The sequence below is a fragment of the Oceanicoccus sagamiensis genome (assembly GCF_002117105.1).
Taxonomy (GTDB): Bacteria; Pseudomonadota; Gammaproteobacteria; order Pseudomonadales; family Dasaniaceae; genus Oceanicoccus; species Oceanicoccus sagamiensis.
Map to the genome: position 1 here is coordinate 1956163 of NZ_CP019343.1, position 17838 is coordinate 1974000.

12 protein-coding genes and 1 pseudogene are annotated in these 17838 nt (G+C 48.2%); 10 read left to right on the plus strand and 3 right to left on the minus strand.

Annotated features, from left to right (window positions below; genetic code table 11):
• Window positions 1-28 precede the first annotated feature (28 nt).
• Together BST96_RS08950 and BST96_RS08955 are read left to right on the plus strand one after the other, a co-directional pair.
• Entirely contained in the window at window positions 29-3223 is a 3195-nt protein-coding gene (locus tag BST96_RS08950) for a serine/threonine protein kinase (protein WP_085758376.1), read from the plus strand.
• Between the two features lie 39 nt (window positions 3224-3262).
• Entirely contained in the window at window positions 3263-4117 is an 855-nt protein-coding gene (locus BST96_RS08955) for an alpha/beta fold hydrolase (protein WP_085758377.1), read from the plus strand.
• A 43-nt stretch (window positions 4118-4160) separates the two neighbouring features.
• Here the strand turns inward: BST96_RS08955 and BST96_RS08960 are convergent, their stop codons facing one another.
• From BST96_RS08960 to BST96_RS08970, 3 genes are read right to left on the minus strand one after another with little or no spacing between them, the layout of a single operon-like run.
• A complete protein-coding gene (locus tag BST96_RS08960; protein WP_085758378.1) occupies window positions 4161-5084 on the minus strand; it encodes a polysaccharide deacetylase family protein in 924 nt (307 codons plus the stop codon).
• A gap of 1 nt (window position 5085) precedes the next feature.
• Window positions 5086-6030, minus strand: a complete 945-nt coding sequence (locus BST96_RS08965) for a polysaccharide deacetylase family protein (RefSeq protein ID WP_085758379.1) — start codon at window positions 6028-6030, stop codon at window positions 5086-5088.
• 25 nt (window positions 6031-6055) lie between these two features.
• A complete protein-coding gene (locus BST96_RS08970; protein WP_085758380.1) occupies window positions 6056-6730 on the minus strand; it encodes an isochorismatase family protein in 675 nt (224 codons plus the stop codon).
• A gap of 467 nt (window positions 6731-7197) precedes the next feature.
• On the opposite strand from BST96_RS08970, the gene pgi reads away from it, so the two are divergent.
• The 8 genes and pseudogenes from pgi to BST96_RS09010 all read left to right on the plus strand — a co-directional run bounded on the left by pgi (window position 7198) and on the right by BST96_RS09010 (window position 17837).
• A complete protein-coding gene (gene pgi / locus BST96_RS08975) occupies window positions 7198-8826 on the plus strand; it encodes a glucose-6-phosphate isomerase (protein WP_085758381.1) in 1629 nt (542 codons plus the stop codon).
• Window positions 8827-8954: 128 nt separating this feature from the next.
• Window positions 8955-10070: an efflux RND transporter periplasmic adaptor subunit gene (locus BST96_RS08980; RefSeq protein WP_085758382.1), complete on the plus strand. Its 1116-nt coding sequence runs from the start codon at window positions 8955-8957 to the stop codon at window positions 10068-10070.
• Between the two features lie 120 nt (window positions 10071-10190).
• Window positions 10191-13174: pseudogene (locus tag BST96_RS08985) on the plus strand (efflux RND transporter permease subunit).
• Window positions 13175-13731: 557 nt separating this feature from the next.
• Entirely contained in the window at window positions 13732-14286 is a 555-nt protein-coding gene (locus tag BST96_RS08990) for an LPP20 family lipoprotein (protein ID WP_085758383.1), read from the plus strand.
• Window positions 14287-14313: 27 nt separating this feature from the next.
• Window positions 14314-14913 (plus strand): penicillin-binding protein activator LpoB, encoded by a 600-nt coding sequence (locus BST96_RS08995; RefSeq protein ID WP_085758384.1) that lies wholly within the window; start codon window positions 14314-14316, stop codon window positions 14911-14913.
• Window positions 14914-14947: 34 nt separating this feature from the next.
• Window positions 14948-16201 carry a COG3014 family protein gene (locus BST96_RS09000; protein ID WP_085758385.1) on the plus strand — a complete coding sequence of 418 codons (1254 nt, stop codon included), beginning with the start codon at window positions 14948-14950 and terminating at the stop codon, window positions 16199-16201.
• Between the two features lie 14 nt (window positions 16202-16215).
• Window positions 16216-17196 (plus strand): LPP20 family lipoprotein, encoded by a 981-nt coding sequence (locus BST96_RS09005; protein WP_085758386.1) that lies wholly within the window; start codon window positions 16216-16218, stop codon window positions 17194-17196.
• A 14-nt stretch (window positions 17197-17210) separates the two neighbouring features.
• Window positions 17211-17837, plus strand: coding sequence for a DUF4136 domain-containing protein (locus BST96_RS09010; RefSeq protein ID WP_157117911.1), 627 nt, complete (start codon window positions 17211-17213; stop codon window positions 17835-17837).
• Window position 17838: the final 1 nt, after the last annotated feature.

The following is a 17838-nucleotide window of genomic DNA, read 5'->3' on the forward strand; positions in this document are numbered from 1 at the left end:
CTTCCTGAATCAGGAAGATAGAAACTTTATGGCGTCAGCACCTGAAATACCCGGATACGAAATACTCGAGCCCCTCGGTGAGGGCGGTATGGCGACTGTGTATCTGGGCGTCCAGAAAAACTTCCAGCGCAAAGTGGCGGTCAAAATTCTGTCTGCGCGGCTGCTGTCTGATGCCAGTTTTGGGGTGCGCTTTCTGCGTGAAGCCCGTATTGTTGCCCAGCTGTCACACCAAAATATTGTTCCTGTTTTCGATGTAGGGCAGCATGGTGATTGTCACTATATCGCTATGGAGCTGTTGCGTGGGGGTGATTTAAAGCAGCGCTTAGCCAAAGGTATGCCGCTGTCTGAGTGTCTGGAAATTACCCAGCAAATCGCCTCCGCACTGCACTATGCTTCCAGCAAAAACTTTGTTCACCGGGATATCAAGCCAGAGAATATTTTATTCCGCGAAGACGGTAGTGCTGTCGTGTCTGACTTTGGTATTGCCCGCTCGACGGAATCAGAAACCAATATGACATTGACCGGTACCATTATTGGTACCCCGAGCTATATGAGCCCTGAACAGGCACAAGCTCAAACGTTAGACGGCCGTTCTGATCTATACAGTCTCGGTATCATTTTATTTGAAATGCTGACGGGCAATGTTCCCTTTACTGCAGATTCTGCCATTTCCATTGGCCTGAAACATATTACAGACCCTATTCCAGAATTACCGGACGAAGTGGCCGAGTTTCAGGACCTTATCGATAAGGCGCTGGCCAAATCACCCGAAGACCGGTTCCAGACGGGGCAGGAATTTATTGATGCGCTGGATGAGATTCAGGCAAACCTGCAAAGTGGCACCGAATCAACCACCATAATTTCGGCAGATGCTTTAAAGCGCCATAAAAGCGCCAGCAGTCGTCGCCGTGCATCGGGTAGTACTTCTGTTTCACGCAGTCGTGCCCGAAATACCACCGGTGGCCGCACCCGGTCGAATACCGGCAAGGGACGCACCGCGCTGCGCAATCAACCCGCCGCCGCTGGTGGCAGCAAAAAAATTATTTTGGCAGCTTCCATTGTTGGGGTGTTAGCTCTGGCCGGTGTCGGTGGTTGGTGGGTTAGCAATACCGAGTCAATCAGTGCTGCTGATGCCGAAAGTCTTGCCCTAAAAGAACAAACCCTGTCGCTATTAGATAATGCCAATGAGGCGCTGGCGGATGGTCGTTTATTCGAGCCCGCCGATAATAACGCGCAGTATTATTACACCACGGCTTTAGCGCTGGCACCGATGAACCAGCAGGCGATCGATGGCATCGAAGCGTTGATCTCAACCTATCTGGATAGCGCACAAAAATCCATGGGTGATGTCGATGAAGCGGCTGCCGCGCAATGGTTAAACCGTTCCGCGCAAATTGCTTTTTATGCCAACGATCAAAGCTTGTTAGAGCGCCAGCAAACTCTGCGCGCCGATCTATTCCAGATGCAGCAGCAAAATATTCGTCAGGACCAACGTCAGGGCCAGGTCGAATTATTATTGGCGGGGGCGAAAAAAGCGCTATCGGAAAATAAATTATCCAGCCCGATTGGTGATAATGCCTATGACAAATACCAGTCGGTATTGGCTCTGGACCCGGAGAACAATAGCGCTCTTGAAGGTATCGCCAATATAGCGGCCACCTTCTTACAGCAGTCGACCGCAGAAGCACAGAAAGGAAATTTTATTCGCGCCAGAGCATTAATTGCAGCCGCGATTCAAGTGGATAGTCAGCACCCGAACTTACAGGTGGCCCAGACCACCATCAATGACCTTGAAGCCAAAAAGCGTAGCGACGATATGCGACTGGCTAAACAGAAGCCATTGTCGCCTGAAGAGATTGCCCAGCAGAAAGCAGCGGCACAAAAAGCGCGTATTGAACAAATTACTGGATTGCTGGCTGGTGCAGCAAAAGATTTACAAGAAGATCGCCTGCAGTCGCCAGCGGGTAATAATGCGGTCGCAAAATTCCGCTCAGTATTGCAGTTAGATCCCTCCAATCTCGATGCTCTCGAAGGTTTGCAGAAAGTGGGTGAAAAATATGTCGTGCTAGCCAATGCTCAGCTGAAAAATTTAAAAATTGATAAAGCCGACAGCTACTTAAATATTGCCCAAAAGCTGGTGCCTAATAGCCAGCAATTATTTGCGGCTCGTCGGGCGGTGTTGGATGCCAGGGAAGACCGGGCTATCCAGCGCGAATTGGAGTTGGAGCGCCAGCGCCAGATTAAAGAACTATTGGCCGCGGCGAAAAAAGATCAGGACGCGGGTCGCTTGAGTGCGCCATTGGGTAACAATGCGCTGGAAAAATTCTCGCAGGTGTTAGTGTTAGACCCGATTAATACTAGCGCTAATAGCGGCCGTAATAAAATCGTCGACCAACTGGTTGTCGATACCGGCAAGGCGATCAAGGCCAACCAATTTGATCAGGCAGAAGCTTATATCGGCACCATGTCTCGCTTCTTCCCTAAAGGCTCGAAAACACGCTCGCTAAAAAATGATTTGGCCAAAGCCAAAGAAGTGTATGCCAGATTACAGCGTGAGAAAAATGGCTTATTAAAACGCGCAGAACGTTTGGCAGAAAAATCGCCATCTGATACCAATAACAGTCAATTGCGTGCTATGTATAAGCGCATTTTAGAAATCGAAAGCAACAACTCAGCGGCCAATGTCGGTTTAATGAAAGTGGGCGACTATGATCTTGGTATCGCCAATACTGCGATACAGGCGCGCAATTACCAAAAAGCCAGTTTGCATATTAATTATGTTGAGCAATCAACGTCCGATCACCCCGGCCTTGCGGCGATGAAAAAACGGGTAGAGGATGCTATTGCCGCACAGGCTGAAGCGGAAGGCTTGATTGAGTCTACCAGTGGCCACTATGCTAAAGCCCAGAAATTGAGTGATGACAATATTGCCCGCAATGCACTAAAAGCCGTGTATCGAGATATATTGGCCGCCAAAACAGTGGATCCCGGTCACCCTAAAATTACACCGGCCTTAGAGCAGCTTGAAGAAAAATATGTGGATTCGATTGCCTACTACTCAGAGAAAAAATCGTTTACCCGTGGCAAAGAGATGATAGAAGATGCTCTGTCTATGGACATTCCTTTGCAGCGTATTGTTGAACAGCAAGAGTTGCTGTTAATCAACGAAAAAGAATTTAAAGAAAAGAAAAAGCGTTTAACCCGACAGATGGGTGTTTTTTAAAACCACTCAAGCCCAGAGCTGACCATGGAGCAGTGCATCGTGATAAAGTACTGGCGCTGTTTTTTTTTAAGCCAACTCCTATGGCTGCTGCCTGCCTGTACCGCCCCAAGCTTTTCTGAACTGTTAGCCGCCGCTGATACGATTGGCAATGATGCCGGCTTTTCGCGGCAGGCTATTGATGGAGGCCAGTTTAGTTTGGTGAGCTATCAAAAAATACAATCTGATAGCCAGGAACTAACGGTCTATATCGAGGGGGATGGTAAGTCCTTAATTACTCGAACGCGGGTATCACTTAACCCAACACCTCATAACCCCCTGGGCCTGAAATTGGCCGCTGCTGATACCGTAAACGACAATGTTATTTATCTTGGTCGTCCCTGCCATTTTATAGCGACCGGCGCTGACCCTGAGTGTAATCCTAAATATTGGACACGCTATGGTTATTCCGCTGATGTGGTGGCCAGCCTAAGTACTGCGCTGGACCAGCTAAAAGCAGACCATGGTTTTACCCGGATTAACCTGGTGGGTTTTTCCGGCGGAGGGGCCCTCGTGATGTTATTGGCAGCGAAGCGAGATGATATTACCACCATTAGAACCGTGGCAGGTAATTTGGATGTTGCGGCGTTTACTCAATACCATAAAGTCAGCCCCATGTCGGGTTCATTAAATCCGGCGGATTTTACTGATAAAGTACAGGCCATTCCCCAGCGCCATTTTATCGGTAGTGAGGACTATGTCGTGCCGCCACAGATTGGCCATAGTTATTTATCGCAGGCGGAGAAAACCGCTTGTATTAGCCTCAGGGTGATAGAAGGGGCTACGCATTTGTCGGGCTGGTTGCAGTCCTGGCCCGAGTATTTGCGTGAGCCGGTCGTCTGTAAACAGCGGCCATAAAAAAGCCGGAACCAATGTCCGGCTTGAAGTGAGTGAAGCGGGTTTATTGAGCGCTTTTCCAGCTGTCAAGAATATCCCCGGCACTGGCACTCCAGACTTCATCCTTGCTCATAATATATGCCAGCGCTTTTTCCAATTTGCCAATACGGTGAGGTTGACCTAATAACCACGGGTGGATATTTAACGCTAAAATCCTGCCGCCCTGTTGCTCAGCTTCGGCGATAAGAAAATCGCATGCATCACAGACTTGCTCGACATAAGAGTCTTCTGAGTGCAGATTGTTTTGAATAACAAAACGATCTTCGATTTCAGTGGATAGTGGCATGGCAGTTAAGTTACCGCTTTGGGTTCTGAACGCATAGGGCATATCGTCATTGACCCAGTCACAAAAATATTCAATGCCATTTTCAGCCAGTAGCTCCGGTGTATTCTCCGATTCGTTTTTGGCAGGGGAAATCCAGCCACGTACAGGTTGACCCGTTATGTCACGTAGGCCATCCAGCGCTTTCTTAACAATGCTGGCTTCTTCGTCTTTATCCTGTCCGCCATAGTGCAGGGCGTCCATATGATAACCATGACAAATAATTTCATCGCCACGCTCTTTCACTTTATCGACCAAATAAGGGAGGCGTTCAGCCAGACGCGTATTCATCGCAATCGTAGGCTTAATGCCGTATTTATCAAAGGCCTTAAAGAAACGGTAAATACCGACACGGTTGCCGTAGTCACGCAAACTATAGTGCCTTAAGTCAGGGTAAGGCATTGTCATACCGCCGGGAACTTTAAACGGTTTGCCTTCTTGATTTAGTGGGAAGTATTGCAGGCCGACATTAACCCATAGCGCTAATTTTTTTCCTTCAGGCCAGCTCACGGGTTTACGGTCAGTGATCATCGACCAGTCATAGCGGTCATGGTCCATACCATATGAGCGATGTGGGTAGTCAAAATAGTCTTTATCCAAAGTCATGTTACTGCCCTCCCTGTTGTCTGGATGCAATATCGGCGCTGATATCGTCATAGTAATTATCAATAAAAAACTCGGCGATTTCTCTGCCGGTGGTGACCCAGACATCGTCGTGGCCGGTGATATATTCCAGCGCTTCTTCAAAAGCTTTTAAACGGTGTGGGCAGCTCACTTGGTAATTGTGTGTGGGGATACACATAATGGTGCCAGACTCTTCACCCTCCTGATAAAGACGATCAAAGTTCTCTTTAATCTGCTGGCCATAACGCCGTGGCTCAATTTTATTGACCACATAGGCAATCGTGTCGTTCATTTCCAATGAGTAGGGAATGGAGACGAATTTTTTATTATTGCGCAAGTGAATGGGCGTGGGTTGGTCGTCATGAAATAAGTCACAGGTATAAAAACCGCCTTCCTCACCAAATAACTCAGTGCCCACTTCAGCAAATAAGTCCAGGGTCAGTTCAGAGTGTGACAGTGCCGAGGCTAAGTAGCCGGCGCACTTTTGGCCGGTATGCTTATAGATGGTTTCCATTGAATCTTTAATCACATCACGCTCTTGCTGCTCGGTCATGCCGTAGGTATAGCGCGTGTTATAAATGCCGTGACTAAAAAACTCCCAGTTGCGCTCTTTGCACATCTCGATAATTTCAGGGTGATGGTCACATAATGCGGTAGACAAAGAGATGGAACCCCGGACACCATATTTCTCCAATACTTCCATTTGGCGAACATGACCAACACGGTTGCCGTAATCGCGAATCGTATAGCCGGGCAGGGCAGGGCTGGGCTGTGGCCAGGCCGCCCGATAAGGGTTGGCCGGTGGCTTGAGTTCATAGTACTCAATATTGGGTGCGACCCAAAACGCCATCTTGGCGCCATTAGGCCATGCTATTTTTGGACGCTTATCGTAGGGCCAATAATCGTAAAATCCGGGATCTTCTTTCATGGTTGTGTTCCAGTCTGTGTTCGTCTTACTTTTTGGCGATTTCGCTGTTTAGCCAGTCGGTGACTTCTGCGGTTTTTAAGACGTCGCAATATTTTAACGATAGATCAGTCAGGTTGGCGTAGTGATAGCTTTCGTGCTTATCAGCAACACACTCTTCAGGAACAATCGTGCGGTAACCCCGAGATAGCGATTCAACCCCCGTGGCACGAATACAGCCTGAGGTTGAGCCGCCGGTCAGGACAATCGTGTCAACACGGTGCCATACGCACAGTGACTGCAGTTGGGTTTCAAAAAACGCAGAAGGCATTTTCTTTAAATAGATAACGTCTTTAACCTTGTCGATTTCCAGCCGGTCATCAAATTCAGAGCGCTCGGAGTCAAACTTAATATTTTGCAGGCTATCGGGTGTATCGGTGCGGGTTCCCCAAATACCAGCGTCCTCGGCGGATTCCATATAAGCCACATGGGTCCAGACTACCGGCCAGCCCAGCTCGCGAAATTGACGGGCCAAACCATTGATATGTTCCATTTGATTGGGGTCAGTTTCATAGGCGGTTTTAAACAGGTCGGTGCGGGTATAGGCCTTTTGTGGGTCGATATTGACCAGGATGGCTTTCTCACCAAAGCCAAATTTCTTGCGGGCAGGGTTGGCTTGAACGTCCAAAAAGATCTCTTTGGCGGTTTTGGTGGTGGTTTCCATTGCTGCTCTCCTGTTGATAGCGGGCTGAATGAATTGATTAAAATTTAATCATAAAATGATATATAGGCATAGCATTATACCATTGCTTTGGGCTGTGCGAATGCTTTTGATCAAAACTCTAGAATAGACTGTTTTACCGGGGTATTGCCTGTCTGGGTTTTCAGGCGGGTGGGGAGAGGCTGAGGCAAATAGCCTGAAGGGGCAGCGAGTCGTCGAGAAGGTGTGTGCTGGCACTCTCTCGCTTACTTTATCGATAGTGAACTGTTAATATCTACCGGTTTGTGCGGCATAGATTTTTTTACTTTAGTGGCCATATATTTTAAGAAAAATAAAACTGGCAACGCTATTAATCATCTCTGGTATCTGGTCCATGGTTATTGATTGATAAAGTTTTAAAGCCGTTTCGGGTGGTTTTTCCGTGTTAGTAAGTTTAGTCGTGTATTTCAGTTTTCAGGGTTGAGGTTTGGATGAGTCGTAACAATCTTAAGGGATGGCAGCAGTTAGAAACTATGGCTGCGGCTAGTGAGGGTAAACAGATCAAGGCCTTGTTTGCTAACGACTCCGAGCGCTTTGCCAACTACCACCTTGCCCATAGCGGCATCCTGTTTGATTACTCCAAAAACCGTATTTCCGATGACGTCAAAGCAGCCCTTGTGCAACTGGCCCGTGAGTGCGAGGTAGAGGCCTGGCGGGATGCGATGTTTGCCGGAGATAAGATTAACCGTACCGAAGGCCGTTCCGTATTACACACGGCTTTGCGCAGCGACCATTGCCCGAATCAAGCCATTGGCCAGCAGGTACAAGAAGAGTTAGATCATATTCGTTCTTTTTCTGAGCGGGCCCGTTCTGGGCAGTTGTTTGGCTATAGCGGTCAGGTGATTACGGATGTGGTATGCCTGGGAGTCGGCGGTTCCAACCTTGGGCCAGAGATGGTAACCGAGGCTTTACCCAGCCAGCCAGGTGATACCGTCAAACTGCACTACATCTCCAGTGTTGATGCGGTTCCTTTAGAGCATCTATTGGCCGGTTTATCGGCTGCAACAACGTTGTTTATTGTCGCTTCGAAAACCTTTACCACCACAGAAACCCTTTTGAATGCAGCAGCGGCGAAGCGATGGCTATTGAGCGAGGCGCCGGAAACGGCAATCGCCCTGCACTTTGTGGCGGTAACAGAAGATACTGACAAAGCTGCTTCCTTCGGTATAACCCCGGATTATTGTTTTCGGATTTGGGATTGGGTCGGCGGCCGGTTTTCACTCTGGTCAGCGATTGGTCTGCCTATTGCGATTGGTCGAGGGTATAGCGCGTTTGAGTCGTTATTGTCGGGCGCCAGTGCCATGGACGAGCATTTTCGCAGTGCCGATATTGCACAGAATATCCCCATGATGATGGCTTTGGTGGGTGTATGGAATACCACGTTTTTAAATATAAATACTCTGGCTATTCTGCCCTATGATCAGCAACTACATCAATTGCCGTCCTATTTGCAGCAGGCTGAAATGGAGAGCAATGGTAAATCGGTCAACTGGCAAGGTGAGCATATTCAATACAATACCTGCCCTATTTTATGGGGCCAGACCGGTATTAACGGTCAACATGCTTTTTATCAACTGCTGCATCAGGGCAGCCATGATGTCGCATCAGACTTTATCGTGTCTGCTAACAGCTGCGCTCAATCGGACATTCATCATCAGCATTTGCTGGCTAACTGCTTTGCTCAATCACAGGCATTAATGAATGGCGTTGGTGAAGAGGAGGTCAAGCGCGAACTATTAGCCAATGGCCTGAACAATAATGAAATAGAACAATTAGCGCCCCATAAGGTGCATGCAGGCAACCGCCCCACCAATACACTGATCATAGATACTCTGGATGCTTTTCATTTAGGCGCCTTAATTGCGTTATACGAACATAAAATCTTTGTGCAGGGCATTATTTGGGAGATCTATTCCTTTGACCAGTGGGGTGTGCAGCTCGGTAAATTACTCGCCACGAATATGCTCGGCGATGTGCAGCCCGGCAGCGCTGTTGACCGCTATGATAGCTCCACCAATGGCCTGCTTAATCATATAAAGTCTGTTTCCCACTCTGAATAGTTACATCGGTGACCCTTAGCATCTCAGCTAGCAGCTAAAGTTGCCTGAGGGCTGGTTATTAATTGTAGGGTATTACTACCACTGCTATGATGGATTAAATCCTGGGATATCTAGAGAGGAATCTAATAATGTCCTTATCCACCTGTCGAATTATTGTTTCCGTTTGTGCAGCCCTTGTTCTTAGTGGCTGTGGTAATGACGTTGTTGAAGACGTCGAAGTACCGGTACGGCCAGTTAAAATCTTTAAGGTCTCGGGTGATAGCTCGACGGCGGTGAGAAGTTTTCCCGGTGTGATTGATGCGTCGCAAAGAGCCGAATTGGCCTTTCGTGTTCCCGGCACCGTAGAGAAAATTTATGTTAAAGAGGGTGATCAGGTTAAGCGCGGCCAGCTATTGGCCGAGCTGGATGATGCCGACTATGCGATAACCGTACAGGACAAGAAGGCCACTGCCGAAAAAGATGAGCGGAACTTTAAGCGGGGCCAGGAGTTGATTGTCGATGGCAATATCTCCCGAATGGACTTCGACCGGATGGAGGCGTCGATGAAAACCTCCGCTGCCGCATTGGCATTGGCCGAGCAAAATCTGGCCTATACCCAGTTAAAGGCCCCTTTTGATGGTCGAGTAGCCGTACGCTCTATTGAAAATTTTGAAGAGGTGGCGGCCAAGCAGGAAGTGATGCGCTTGCAAGATGAAAACGAATTGGAGGTGAAGGTATCTTTACCGGAGTCGCTGGTTCGCAGTATTAGAAAAACCGGCGAGGTGGCCGCGCGTGATGCCGTGACCTCTTATGCCGTGTTCGAGGGCAATGGCGGCACCCAATTCCCGTTGGCGATTAAAGAGTTGTCCTCCAAGGCTGACCCGCAAACCCAGACTTTTTCCGTAACGCTCTCCATGGCGTCCCCTTCGGAGTTTCCTGTATTACCGGGTATGACCACAACGGTATCCATGGACTTCTCGAAAATTATCAATGTGGATATTGTGCATTGGATACCCGCCCGTGCAGTGGTTGCCGAAAGCGATTTGAATGCACAAATCTGGATTCTTGATCCAGCGTCTATGACCGTTAAAAGCCGCAAAGTCACCATTGGTCGTATGTCAGGTTCTAAGATTGAAATCAAACAGGGCCTGATCGGCGGTGAAGAAATTATCAGTGTTGGCGCCTCTTACCTTGCCGAAGATATGAAAGTGACTCGAATGATTCAGTCTGAGCAGGCCGTCCCCCGTGCCGATGATCCGGTGTAGTTGTTCTAACTTAATAACGCTTTATTAAAATAAACGACCGGCACTCAATAGGATAAAAACATGAATATCGGAGAATTTTCGGTTCATAGCAAAGTCATTTCCTGGTTGTTAATCATTATTATGGTTGGCGGTGGGTTACTGGCCTTTGACGGTATGGGCAAACTGGAAGACCCAGAGTTTACAATTAAGCTTGCCAAAGTCATTACCACCTACCCTGGCGCAACCGCCGAAGAAGTTCAGGAAGAGGTGACCTACCATATTGAAGATGCCATCCAGAAAATGGAGCAGGTGAAATGGATAAAAATGTCGGTTTCCCGCCCCGGTGTTTCGGATATCACTATTGAGTTTAAAGATAAATACCGCAAGGCAGATTTTCCGAATATCTTTGATGAGCTGCGCAGAAAAATTGCCGATGTAAAACCTAATCTGCCACCGGGCGCGAATGACCCGATGGTGATTGATGACTTTGGTGATGTTTACGGTATCTATGCCGTTATTACCGGCGAAGGTTATACCTGGCGTGATTTATGGGATACCGCCGACCGCTTGAAAAAACAATTGGTACAGGTCGACGGTGTGCGCAAAGTGGTGATCGATGGGGCGCAGCGGGAAGTGGTCTATGTTGATATTTCACGCACTCGCATCGCTGAATTGGGTATATCACCCCGGTCATTAGTCAATGTGCTGAAGTCACAAAACGTTGTGGTCAATGCGGGTAATGTCAGTGTCGGTGATGATTATCTGCGGATTAGCCCAAGCGGTGACTTTAAGTCGGTGCAGGAAATGGGCGATGTATTGATCAGCTCAGATCAGCGACAACTGATTTTCCTGCGTGATATTGCCACCATTACCCGCGCCTATCAGGAAGTGCCGGGGAAAATGTATTACGTCAATGGTGCACCGGGTTTGACCATGGGTATCTCTATGCTCAGTGGCCAAAATGTGGTGCAAGTTGGCGAGCGTTTGCAAGAGCTTGGGCAGGAACAACAAACGATTATCCCTATCGGTATGAAGTTCGATATGGTGTATAACCAGCCGGTAGAAGTCGATAACTCAGTGAGTGGCTTTATTATGAGCGTGGCTCAGGCAGTGGGTATTGTTATTGCCGTGCTGCTGCTATTTATGGGTTTGCGAGTCGGTATTATTATCGGCACGGTATTATTAATTACTGTGGCCGGCACCATATTTTTTATGGACTTATTTGCTATCGATCTACAGCGTATTTCGCTGGGTGCTCTGGTTATTGCTTTGGGTATGTTAGTGGATAATGCGATTGTGGTTGCCGAAGGCATGTTGGTAAGGATGCAAGCGGGCATGGGGGCAGCTAAAGCTGCCGGTGAGGCGGTCGGTAAAACTATCTGGGCATTATTGGGTGGTACAGTGATTGGTATTCTGGCCTTCTCTGCGATTGGTTTATCCCCCGATTCGACGGGCGAATTTGCCAGCTCGTTATTTTATGTCATCTTAATTTCATTGGCGCTATCCTGGATTACGGCGATTAGTTCAACGCCACTGCTGTGTGCATTACTGCTCAAAGTGGGTGACGACAGCGGTGAAAAGGCAGACCCCTACGGCGGTAAATTCTTTTTATTATTTAGAGGCTTTGTAGCAAAAGCTATTGATAATCGCTGGGTCACCATCGGTGGTGTGGTTGGTCTTTTTGTTATTGCTGTGATTGGTTTTGGCAATGTTAAAAGCGGTTTTTTCCCGGATTCCAATACGCCCATATTTTTTGTTGATGTCTGGGAGCCTGAAGGTACCGATATCCGAACCACCCGTGAAGACACCTTAAAAATCAGCGAATATATCCGCAGCCTGCCGGGAGTGGTACAAACGACTTCCGTTATTGGCGGGCCGCATCAGCGCTTTACCCTGGTGTATGACTCCAAAGAATCTTCCCGTGCCTATGCGCAGATCATTGTGCAAACAGAAAACCGAGAGCAAATAAAAGAAGTATGGGATAAAACCGATCATTTTATGCGCACGGAATTGCCCTGGACTGATCCTATTATCAAGGCCCTGCGAATCGGCCCGGGTAGAGACAGTAAAATTGAAGCCCGCTTCCACGGCCCTGAAGCCCATGTGCTAAGGCGCTTATCGGAAGAAGCCAAAGCGATTATGCGTGAGGATTCAGAAGCCAAAGAAATTCGTGATGATTGGCGAGAGCCGGTCAAAGTGGTGACTCCGATATTTAATGAGCAAGTTGGCCGGCAGCTGGGTATTACCCGTGAAGAATTGGGTGCTGCCTTGCAGTTTGCCTTTGAAGGCTCGCCGGTAGGTACTTACCGCGATGGTATTCGCCTGCTGCCTATTTATATGCGTGCGCCTGAAGATGAGCGTGGCGATATTAATAACTTAAGGGATATTCAGGTTTGGAGCCCAGTATTAAATCAATCGGTACCTGTTTCACAGGTGGTCTCCGGCTTTGATACCCAATGGGAGAATGCGGTTGTTCGTGGCCGGGATAGAATAAAAACCATTATTACTTCCTGTAACCCGACGGGAGAACTAGCTGGCCCGTTATTTGATCGGCTCAAAGCGAAAATTGAAGCGATGGATTTACCCCCGGTTATAGTATTTCCTGGGGGGGGGAATATGAAGATTCAGCCAAGGCGCAGGCGGGTTTAGCCGGTGCATTGCCGACCGGATTTTTGTTAATGATACTCACCAGTATTTTCCTGTTTGGTAAAGTGCGGCAGCCCACCATTATTTGGCTGACGGTACCGCTGGCGGTTATTGGTGTGACGGCCGGATTGTTGGCCACCAATGGTGCCTTTGACTTTATGTCGCTGTTAGGGGCTTTATCTCTGGTCGGCCTATTAATTAAAAATGCGATTGTATTGATTGAAGAAATCGATCAGCAAATAGAAACCGGTAAAGACCCCTATGAAGCCATTCTGGATTCGGCGGTAACCCGTTTAAGGCCGGTAGTCCTCGCCGCCGCAACCACTATCCTCGGGCTTATTCCTCTGCTTAAAGATGTGTTTTTTGTCAATATGTCGATTACTGTGATGGCAGGTCTGGGCTTTGCCACGCTGCTGACGTTAATCATTGTACCGACGCTGTATGCGGTGTTGTTTAAGATTAAGCGCAGTGAAGCCTAATAATCCTGACTAAAGCTGCCGGGGTTTAAGACTACGCGCCCAGATACGGTTGGGGAATTCCCCGGCTGCTTCATCGTCCTTTATAGGCAGGGCGCTCGTGAAAACCCCTACCCTGGCATCACGTTTCACCGTTCACCGTAGGGTGGATTATAATCCACCGGTATAGGGTAACTGATGGCTGGGCCTGGTGGATTATAATCCACCCTAGGATACTGGTTTCAACAAACTTGAAAGAATACGTGATCTTAGGCAGAGAGGGGACTGTTTTAAGGGGCGCCAAAATGCAGGGAGGACGACTGCGGGATGTTAGAACCGTCCCCTGCAAACAGACACCTTGCTGCCGGACGCTTATTAAAATTCATACCCCAAAAGCACCAAGCTCGACCTACCTCAAGTGATAAAAGAGCCACACCCAAAATAGGCAGCATTTATGAAACTAGAGTGAGGATATAAATCCCATACCTCCTGTCAAAGCCACCAAGGCTATTAATTAGGTGAAATCAGCGCAGTACTTATGGCACACTGTGCCTCTGCGTAAATTATCAGGGAGTAGAGTTATGAAACGTTTTGTCCCCAGTCTTATTCTGAGTGTGTTTTTTCTTGGCCTAGGCGCCTGTAGCAGCAATACCACCATTGAGAGCGACCTTGGTATCGACGGAGCACCGGCCTGGGTTAATGAAGGTACTCAGGCGGTAGACAACGACGATGGTCAATTACTGCATGGTGTGGGCATGGCACCGCCAATGGGCGATACATCCCTGCAAAAAAGCGCAGCGGATAACCGCGCCCGCGCTGAGATTGCCCGTATTTTGCAAACCTATGTCGATAGCACCTTAAATGATTATACCGCCAGTGTTGGCGATAGCGCCGAGTTGAATATAGAGCGTGAGATTCGTACGGCCACCAAACTGGCGATTAGCGGCTCCCGTATTCTCGGTCATTGGAAGCATGAAGAAACCGGCGATATCTATGCTTTTGCGGAGTTAAGTATTGAGGCCATGGACGAATTAATTGCCAAGGCTGACAACCTGAGCAGCGCGTTTAAACAATATTATGATGACAATAACAAAGCCAATTTTGACCGCTTTGTTGAAACCACTACGCAACAATAAGAGCCAATAATTTCAGAGGAAAACGCCATGCTCAAGAGTATTCAATATGGTTTGATCGTTGCCGCAGTCATTTTGCTTAGCGCCTGTGGTACTACCGTTAAACGCATCGATGCCGATGAAACCGTTGACCTTAGCGGTGCCTGGAATGATAGCGACTCCCGTATGGTAGCGGAAGAAATGATCCAGGATTCACTGTCCAGACCCTGGATATCACAATTTTCCGCCTCATCAGGTCGTCCGCCAGCGGTGATTGTGGGTACTGTTCGCAACCTTAGCCACGAACATATTAATGTGAATACCTTTGTTGCAGATATGAGCCGCTCATTAGTTAATTCCGGTCAGGTTGATTTTGTGGCCTCAAGCAATGAGCGCAATGACATCCGTGAAGAACGCAAAGACCAGGACCTGAATGCGACCGAAGAAACACGCAATGCCGCAGGTCAGGAGCAGGGTGCTGACTTTATGCTGACCGGCCAGATTAATACCATTATTGATGTCGAAGGCAAACAGCAGGTACGTTACTATCAGGTTGACCTGACGATGGTCAGCATGGCCAATAACCGTAAGGTATGGCTGGGGCAAAAGAAAATCAAAAAATTAGTCAAAAATGGCAAGTTGCGTTACTAAATAAAAGTACCGGCTCTGGACGGATTCAAACTACGTGCTTGCCCCCGCCTTGTCTATAAAACTGGCTGTGCTGGTTCTGTTGATACCGCTGTCAGGCTGTGTCACCCAGCACAAAATCAACTCTCTGGCTGAAAGTCTGCAAACGGCTGGTGCAGATACCACTCTGGCTGCCGTAGAAAAAATTAAACCCAATGGCCGAGACCGCGCCCAGTATTTATTAAATCGCGGCACCCTTTATCGCTTGAGTGGCAACCTTGCAGCCAGCACCCAGGATTTAGAATCGGCCAAATCTATTATGCGCGCATTGCAAGCCAGCAGTGTGACTGAAAATATAGCGGCATTAACGATTAATGAAACGCTGCGCAGTTATGCCGGTACACCCAGCGAGCGTGTATTAGTTCATACTGTATTGGCTTATAACTACTTGCAGCAAAATGATCTGGAGGGTGCCAGAGTTGAAATGCTACAGGCGGATATTACCATGCGGGAAGTTGCCGATGGTGACAAGCTGCGGGGGCAGTTAGCCTCCAGTCATTTTTTAGCGGGATTGATTTATGAGCTTAACGGCGAGTGGGACAATGCCATGATTAGCTATCGCAATAGTGCCGAGATACTGGACCAGCGTAAGCAGCCGATTCCTGATGCAGTGCAGAAAAGTTTATTGCAAACCAGTATGCGCCAGGGCTTAAAAGAAGAGTACCAGCGTTATAGCCAGCGCTTTTCCCGCAGCGCCAAGCCGCTGGCTGATGGCGAAAAAGAACTGATCGTATTTTACTCTGACGGTATTGTCAGTCATAAACGGCAGCGGACAATCTCAGTGTATAGTTTTGAGTTAAAGCAGCAAATCACCTTATCGGTGCCTTATTATACCGCGAGTAATTATTTTGCTCGGCCGCTGATACTCTCTGTGGCCGGGCAAAACCTGCGCACCGGATTGATTGAGGATCTGGAAGTACTGGCCCGAAATGATTTTAAAGATGAAATCCCCGCCATAACTGCTGCCGCGACAGCGCGGGTGGTTGCCAAATACCAAATAGTAGAAAAGATGCGCAGAGAGCAGGGGGATTCAGTGGCCGTCTTATTTAACCTGGCATCAACCATTGCCGAACAGGCGGACTTACGCAGCTGGAATATGTTACCTTCATCGATACAAGTGGCCAGAATTCGTATTGCCCCTGAGGTTGATCTGGATGAAATTGATTTAACCGCTGGCCTTAATGCGGGTGAATTATTGCAATTTAACCAGGGTAATACCTTATTACTGCTGGCCAACAGTGTTGGGCACTAGAGAAAGGATGAGCTATGAACAGACTAACGGTTTACTTATTGATTGTCGCTTTGCTGGGTGCTTGTAGCACCAGCGATCAACAGCCTCAGTGGATTGATAATGCCGCGGTTGATTATCCAGCGGAAAAATACCTGACGGCCATTGGTGAAGCTGATAATCGCGAAACCGCCGCCGGTCGAGCCAGAGCCAATTTGGCGCAAATTTTTCAGGTGGCAATCAAGGATAATCAGCAGGATTTTTCCCAGGCAATTGTCAACAACTCTCAGGGGCAGTCAACAAGCGATAACCAATTGCGCGTTGCTCGCTTTGTTAATACGCAAGCGCAACAGGTATTAGAGGGTACGGATATTGTTAGCTATTGGGAATCACCAGAGGGCAAAGTGTTTAGTCTGGCGCTGCTGGATAAGGCGGCAGCCAGTCGGCGCTTTAGGGAAAGTATTCGCGATGCCGATAGAAAAACCCGTGAGCTGATTGAGTACGCCAGTAATCAGGCACCCAATCCGGTAGCGGCATTGCGGGCACTGGAAGAAGCGCGCCTTAGCCAGCTTGAACGGGACAATAGCCATCGAAACCTCATGGTCACTGCGGGCAAAGGTATTAACAGCCCATACAGTAGCGATGAAGTTACAGCACTTATTCGCAATGCCCTATCGACATTGCAGTTTGCTATTAGCGCTGATGATTCGCAAATACAAAGTGAGCTGGGCAATGCCGCGGCCAGTTTGGGCGTCCAATTAGTGCCCGCGTCGGTGTATCAGCTAAGCAGTACGTTGGATACCGAGCCCTTACAACAAAAACAGGGCTGGTGGTGGATTCGAGGTTCGCTGGAGCTTGAGCTTCGTCAAGCTGAGGCTACCTTGGCTAAACAGCGTTGGCCGATAAAACAATCCAGTATGGAGGCGGGCATGGCACAGCAACGCCTGCGCGATACAGTGAATAAAAAATTGCCAAGCTATCTGTACCAGATGCTAACGGCAACCCCTGTTAATCAATGATAAAGGTTTTATCTATGCGACAAATAATAATGGTTATAGCGGTCAGTCTACTAGCCGCTTGCGGTACCACCTCTGACATTACCGGAACATGGGTAGAGCCGAGTATTAAAGATAAAGACCTTGAAGGCGTATTAGTGGTTGCCGTGACCGAAGAGCGCGAGGCGCGGGTTAATTTTGAAGATGCCTATACCCAGGCGCTAAAAGAAAAAGGTGTCAGGGCCGTTGCCAGTCATACCCTGGTGCCCGGTAAACTGAATAAAACCAAAAAAGAGCAGGTGATTAATGCCGCTAAAAAATCCGATCTGGATACCATCCTGGTATCGCATTATGCCGGCACTATAGAAGAACCCGTATTTCATCAGGGAAGAAATTACTATGATGTGGTTCCCGCCTATGGCGGCTATGACTATGGTCGATTTGGTGGTTATTACGGCAGGGTTGTAAAAGTGGGCTCAAGCCCTGATGTCTGGACTAGCAATAAATTTGTGATTCTGGTTTCCGATCTGTATGAAACCGCCACTGAGGAGCCGCTCTGGCAAGCTACCTCACAAACCGTTAACCCCGATGATAGAACAGAATTAAGAAATGCCATTATTACAGCCTTTGTTGGCCAAATGGAAAAACAGGGCTTAGTAAAATAAG

What these genes read in the sequence shown, in the direction of transcription:
- BST96_RS09010 (WP_157117911.1), top strand. Translation starts at nt 17,211, where the DNA reads ATGCGACAAATAATAATGGTTATAGCGGTCAGTCTACTAGCCGCTTGC.
- BST96_RS08960 (WP_085758378.1), bottom strand. Translation starts at nt 5,084, where the DNA reads ATGACTTTGGATAAAGACTATTTTGACTACCCACATCGCTCATATGGT.
- BST96_RS08965 (WP_085758379.1), bottom strand. Translation starts at nt 6,030, where the DNA reads ATGAAAGAAGATCCCGGATTTTACGATTATTGGCCCTACGATAAGCGT.
- BST96_RS08995 (WP_085758384.1), top strand. Translation starts at nt 14,314, where the DNA reads ATGCTCAAGAGTATTCAATATGGTTTGATCGTTGCCGCAGTCATTTTG.
- BST96_RS08980 (WP_085758382.1), top strand. Translation starts at nt 8,955, where the DNA reads ATGTCCTTATCCACCTGTCGAATTATTGTTTCCGTTTGTGCAGCCCTT.
- pgi (WP_085758381.1), top strand. Translation starts at nt 7,198, where the DNA reads ATGAGTCGTAACAATCTTAAGGGATGGCAGCAGTTAGAAACTATGGCT.
- BST96_RS09005 (WP_085758386.1), top strand. Translation starts at nt 16,216, where the DNA reads ATGAACAGACTAACGGTTTACTTATTGATTGTCGCTTTGCTGGGTGCT.
- BST96_RS08970 (WP_085758380.1), bottom strand. Translation starts at nt 6,730, where the DNA reads ATGGAAACCACCACCAAAACCGCCAAAGAGATCTTTTTGGACGTTCAA.
- BST96_RS08990 (WP_085758383.1), top strand. Translation starts at nt 13,732, where the DNA reads ATGAAACGTTTTGTCCCCAGTCTTATTCTGAGTGTGTTTTTTCTTGGC.
- BST96_RS08950 (WP_085758376.1), top strand. Translation starts at nt 29, where the DNA reads ATGGCGTCAGCACCTGAAATACCCGGATACGAAATACTCGAGCCCCTC.